Origin of the sequence: Microcoleus asticus IPMA8 (assembly GCF_013179805.1) — a bacterium.
Classification (GTDB): Bacteria; Cyanobacteriota; Cyanobacteriia; order Cyanobacteriales; family Microcoleaceae; genus Microcoleus; species Microcoleus asticus.
The window spans coordinates 1-4633 of sequence record NZ_SRRZ01000231.1 but is presented as its reverse complement, the minus strand read 5'-3'; the positions used below and the strand labels follow the sequence as shown (position 1 = coordinate 4633).

At 43.9% G+C, this 4633-nt stretch carries 4 protein-coding genes; 1 reads left to right on the top strand and 3 read right to left on the bottom strand.

Going from position 1 to position 4633, the window contains the following annotated elements; all coding sequences use genetic code 11:
• Window positions 1-324: 324 nt before the first annotated feature.
• The 3 genes from E5S67_RS31080 to E5S67_RS31070 all read right to left on the bottom strand — a co-directional run bounded on the left by E5S67_RS31080 (window position 325) and on the right by E5S67_RS31070 (window position 3516).
• Window positions 325-1203: a 3'(2'),5'-bisphosphate nucleotidase CysQ family protein gene (locus E5S67_RS31080; RefSeq protein ID WP_172193197.1), complete on the bottom strand. Its 879-nt coding sequence runs from the start codon at window positions 1201-1203 to the stop codon at window positions 325-327.
• 98 nt (window positions 1204-1301) lie between these two features.
• Window positions 1302-2426, bottom strand: a complete 1125-nt coding sequence (locus E5S67_RS31075; protein WP_172193195.1) for a cupin-like domain-containing protein — start codon at window positions 2424-2426, stop codon at window positions 1302-1304.
• Window positions 2427-2658: 232 nt separating this feature from the next.
• On the bottom strand, window positions 2659-3516 hold the full coding sequence (locus E5S67_RS31070; RefSeq protein ID WP_172193193.1) for a sugar kinase: 858 nt from the start codon (window positions 3514-3516) through the stop codon (window positions 2659-2661).
• 71 nt (window positions 3517-3587) lie between these two features.
• Here E5S67_RS31070 and rsmI point away from each other — a divergent pair, with 71 nt between their 5' ends.
• Complete coding sequence (rsmI, locus tag E5S67_RS31065) at window positions 3588-4469, top strand: 16S rRNA (cytidine(1402)-2'-O)-methyltransferase (protein WP_172193191.1); 882 nt, start codon at window positions 3588-3590, stop codon at window positions 4467-4469.
• Window positions 4470-4633 lie beyond the last annotated feature (164 nt).

The following is a 4633-nucleotide window of genomic DNA, read 5'->3' as shown; positions in this document are numbered from 1 at the left end:
TTCTTGCCGTTTTTACGGATATGGGTTGATTTACATTCTGGGCATTGCATAAATTATTCCTCCTATTCATACTCTAACTCAGCAACGCCAACCGTTCAATAGCAAGTGTGATGATACTGAAATATTAAGAGCGGGATTTTTGATATATATCTGCGATCGGGTTCCCCCGGGGTTGAAACCCCTGGGGGACTTTCGGGCAAGGGTGGGGGCGGGTTTACGATATAATTGGTTTTAGGCAATTATTTTTGGTAAAACCCGCCCCTAAAACTTATTTGTTGCAATCTTTACGGGCGATTCCTTACGGGATAGCTTCGCTTCACGCACTTACTTCAAACTCGCATCTATCCCTGCTAAAATCGCCTCAGCTTCCCTGCAAATAGCAGCGTGACAGCAACCGTTACTCGCCAACAATCCACCCCACTGACTGATATCTCCCCGGTTATATTGCAAAGCAGTACCGTCAAAACGAGTAAATCGGCCGCCCGCTTCAGTCAAAATTAATTCCGGTGCAGCTAAATCCCAATCTTTAGGCGCAGACTTTCCCGAAAGCGCAATATAAACATCAGCCTTTTGTTCGACAATAGTCGCTATTTTACAGCCAATACTACCGACAGCTATTTGATTTTGACAAGGCAGTTTTTGTAACAATTGATTAAAGCGATCGCCCCGGTGACTGCGGCTGGTTACTATAGATAAATCTGCCACTATATTTCGCGCAGAAACCTGCAATTTGACCGCAGAACCGTCCCGATTTTCCATAAAAGCGCCAGCATCGCGGATTGCGTAATAAATCTTTTGCAGTTGGGGCCAAGCCACAACTGCCAATACCGGTCTTCCCTCGAACGCTAAAGCAATGTGAACAGCAAATTCCCCTGTCCTGTCAATAAAATCTCGCGTTCCATCCAAAGGGTCAATAATCCAAACCCAACTTTGAGGTAAGGGAATTTGACCGTTTTTTTCTAAATAAGATTTGTAAGTTTCTTCGCTGAGATAGCCAAATTCTGCATTCCCTAAAGCCGACTGCAATTCGTCGAGAATGTAAGAATTGACAGCGACATCGGCGGCGGTGACGGGGCCATCTTTTTTCTCTTGGATGTCGAGGTTAGGAGTGTTGCAATCCTGGCGATAATAGGATTGTAGGATATCTGATGCACTCCAGGCGATCGATCGGGCAATTTCGCTGATTTCTTCGAGAGTTTTCATGAATTTATTTTTTTTGAACCGCAGATAAACGCCGATTAACGCAGATTTCTGTAGGGGCGGTGCCCCCGTGCCCGCCCCTAGGAAACATACATTAGCAATTACCAATTAATATGAGGATATTTCCATTCATAATAATTGGGAAACACGAAATTAGTAAACGAAACCGAAATACTAACTTCCAAGGATTTTACATGATGCCACCAACCTACAGGAATAAAGATAGCCTCTCCCGGTTCCAAAATCACTTCAATAATTTTTGCATCTCTGTAAAGCGGGTATTTGTCATAATCGGGATTTTCGCCGTCAACTTTGCTGAAAACGCCGACGTGATTGTAAAGCAGAGGTGTTTGCTGCGGAGAAATCAATTTAATTAGTTTGCGACCCGACACTTGCGCTAAAATTAAATTAACTGGGTCGTGGTGGAGTGGCGTAATCGTGCCTTTCGGGCCGAACCAAAAGAAAACTCTACCTTTTGTATCCGTTGGATTTAGGTATTCTGGGAAAATTTCAATGTCGTTGAATAGGGGTTTAAATTCCTCTCTTTCCAGAGTTTGGTTGTTAGCAACCATGTAGTAGTCGTTGCTAGGCCCGCCATTGACCACCATCTCTACATATTTCCGGAAAAAAACTGTTTTTTTGTGATTTTCTATCTTAATTTCGTAATTAGGGTCGGAGTTGCGGTTGGCTTGAATTTGTACCTCTGCATCGCCGTATTTTTGCTGCAAATACTCCGGCGTCCACAACTGCAAAGCTTTCCAGTTGTGCATGATATTGGTAATAATTACTGGAGTATTTTTGGCGTAGTAATTTTCGAGAAAATACTCTCTCGAAAGGCTGCTTTTGCGTTCGATTGTGCCAAACTTGGAAGACAAGGCAGCTAATTGATTGTTAATCCTGAGATGCGATTCTAATTTCTGCAATAACTGCACGTAATGGCTGCCTGCTTGGAAGTAGGGATGAGAGGATATTTCCCTAACTTCTGCGGTGGCTGTTTCCGCATCTATGCCGGTATTTATTAGCGCTTGAATGATTTCTGCGTCGGGTTGATTTAATAATTTGTTCGCCGCCACCCACTGTTTCATATTGTCGGGGACTTCTTGTTTGCTTGGCGTGAGTAGATTGGGCAAGTTTTGTGTCAGCCATTCTAGGTTAACTTGCTGTTGTTCTGTTAAGGTAATCCGCAAAGGGGGAAGGGTAATACTTAGAGGTTGAGTGTCAGACATGATTCGGGTATGTTGTTTTGGAAGTGTTTTGTGTGACTTTAACTTGTCTTACTAATATAGCAATTTTGTTAACGAACCGCGACGGCGCTAAGGGCGCGAAGGAAGAGAAGAGAGAAGTTCACAAATTTTGTCGAGGTTGCTGTCAGGATTTTAACTCAACAAGTGTTGCCTGTTCAAGTTTTCTAGCTTTGAGCGGTTTTAACCGGATAGTTTGGTTAATTTTAATTTAAAATTAACCCTTATTCATCCAGGCGCGGGTTCCGAAGTTTTTGCAGGAATCGGAAGCGATTTTAGCTGCTGCGTTGAGAGTATCTGTAAAGTTATTTTGCAGAATGTAGTGACAGAAAGCCCCGTGAAAAATATCGCCGGCCCCTAAAGTGTCTTTGGCTTGAATTTGAGGTGTTTCTATATGACCGTAAGTGCCACTGCTGAGGTATAAAATTGATTTTTCGCCGCGAGTGATGGCAATATGGGGAATTCCTGCTGCTGATAGGTAAGCAAAAACTTGTTCTGAATTTTCGCACTCTGGTGGATGAAAGTTATCGGAACATACCGCCCATTCTATAAAAGGCAATATTTCCTCTAATCCGGGTTTCCAACTGCCGCCGTCGAGGACAATGGGAATGTTTTTTGACTTGGCAAGTTGAGCAATTTCTTGGCTGGCTGCGATTTGATGTCCGTCAACCAGTACAATATTAACGGATGTTAAAATATCCTGATTAATTGTTTGACTGTCAACTTGCGATTTCGTAGCATTGATGGAAATTACCGATCGATCGCCCGTTGCTTCAGTTACAATAATCGAGGAAACTGGCGGCGAGTGCGATCGCCCGGGTTCCAAATCAATTATCCTGACATTATACTCCGCTAAGTCTGCACGAATTAATTGGGCGATCGCGTGAGTGCCCAAAACCCCAGCCCATACCGCCACATTCCCCAAATAGCTAAAAGTCACCGCAGCATTCGCCGCCGGCCCGCCCGCAGCAATGGTACAATCAGAAGCAACAACTTTCTGATTTTCACCCGGAGGCTTCTCGGCCAAATAAACTAAATCTAAAGTCCCTAATCCCAAAAATAATCCTGTTTTCATATCTTCTTAAATATGTCGCATGGGCGTCCCGCCCGTGCTTTATCTGCGGTTAAAAAATTCAAAATATCAAAATGCAAGCAAATCCCAATACAGGAACACTTTACATCGTAGGAACCCCGATAGGCAACCTCGAAGACATGACATTTCGCGCCATCCGAATTTTGCAAACAGTAGACTTCATCGCCGCCGAAGATACCCGCCATACAGGCAAACTTTTGCACCATTTCCAAATCAAAACCCCCCAAATCAGCTACCACGAACACAACCAACACCAGCGACTCCCCGAACTCCTCGACAAACTGCATTTAGGCAAAGATATCGCCCTCGTCACCGATGCCGGAATGCCGGGAATTTCTGACCCTGGATACGAGTTAGTCAAAGCTTGCGCCGATGCTAATATTAACATTATTCCGATTCCCGGCCCGACTGCCTGCATAGTTGGCATAACTGCATCAGGATTACCCACAGAAAGATTTGTATTTGAAGGTTTCTTACCCGTGAAAGGTCAAGAACGTCAACAAAGTTTAGAAGCTTTGCAAATAGAATCCCGCACTATAATATTATACGAATCTCCCCACCGATTGCGACAAACTTTACAAGATTTAGCAAATAGTTTGGGAAGCGACAGACAGATTGTGCTGGCGAGAGAGTTAACTAAAATGCACGAAGAGTTTTGGCGTGGTAGTATAGAAAGTGCGATCGAGCTTTACACCAATCGCGAACCCCAGGGAGAATTTACCCTCGTAATTGCCGGTATCCAAACAGCCGCACCAATATTTTCCGAAGACGCCATTAAAGCAGAATTGCAAACATTAATTGCAGAAGGCATAAGTCGTTCCCAAGCCAGCCGCCAGCTAGCGCAACAAACCTCCCTTCCTCGCCGCCAAATCTACCAACTCGCCCTCACAATAGGCGACAATGAATCACTAGAAGAACCCGTGGATGAGTTGTGAATATCTCTCTTCTCTTCTCCTCTGCGATTCATTCAAAAAAATCTAGTTCACACAATAAATAACATTGCTATACAATAGACATCTCCGAAAACAATCAAAGCCTCTGTGTAGTTAAGCTCCTTGACGTAAATGTAATCATCCTAAATTAGCTAGTGTGCACGATA

Bases quoted from the DNA above. Each gene is read 5' to 3' on its own strand.
- E5S67_RS31075 (WP_172193195.1), bottom strand. From the start codon at position 2,426: ATGTCTGACACTCAACCTCTAAGTATTACCCTTCCCCCTTTGCGGATT.
- E5S67_RS31070 (WP_172193193.1), bottom strand. From the start codon at position 3,516: ATGAAAACAGGATTATTTTTGGGATTAGGGACTTTAGATTTAGTTTAT.
- E5S67_RS31080 (WP_172193197.1), bottom strand. From the start codon at position 1,203: ATGAAAACTCTCGAAGAAATCAGCGAAATTGCCCGATCGATCGCCTGG.
- rsmI (WP_172193191.1), top strand. From the start codon at position 3,588: ATGCAAGCAAATCCCAATACAGGAACACTTTACATCGTAGGAACCCCG.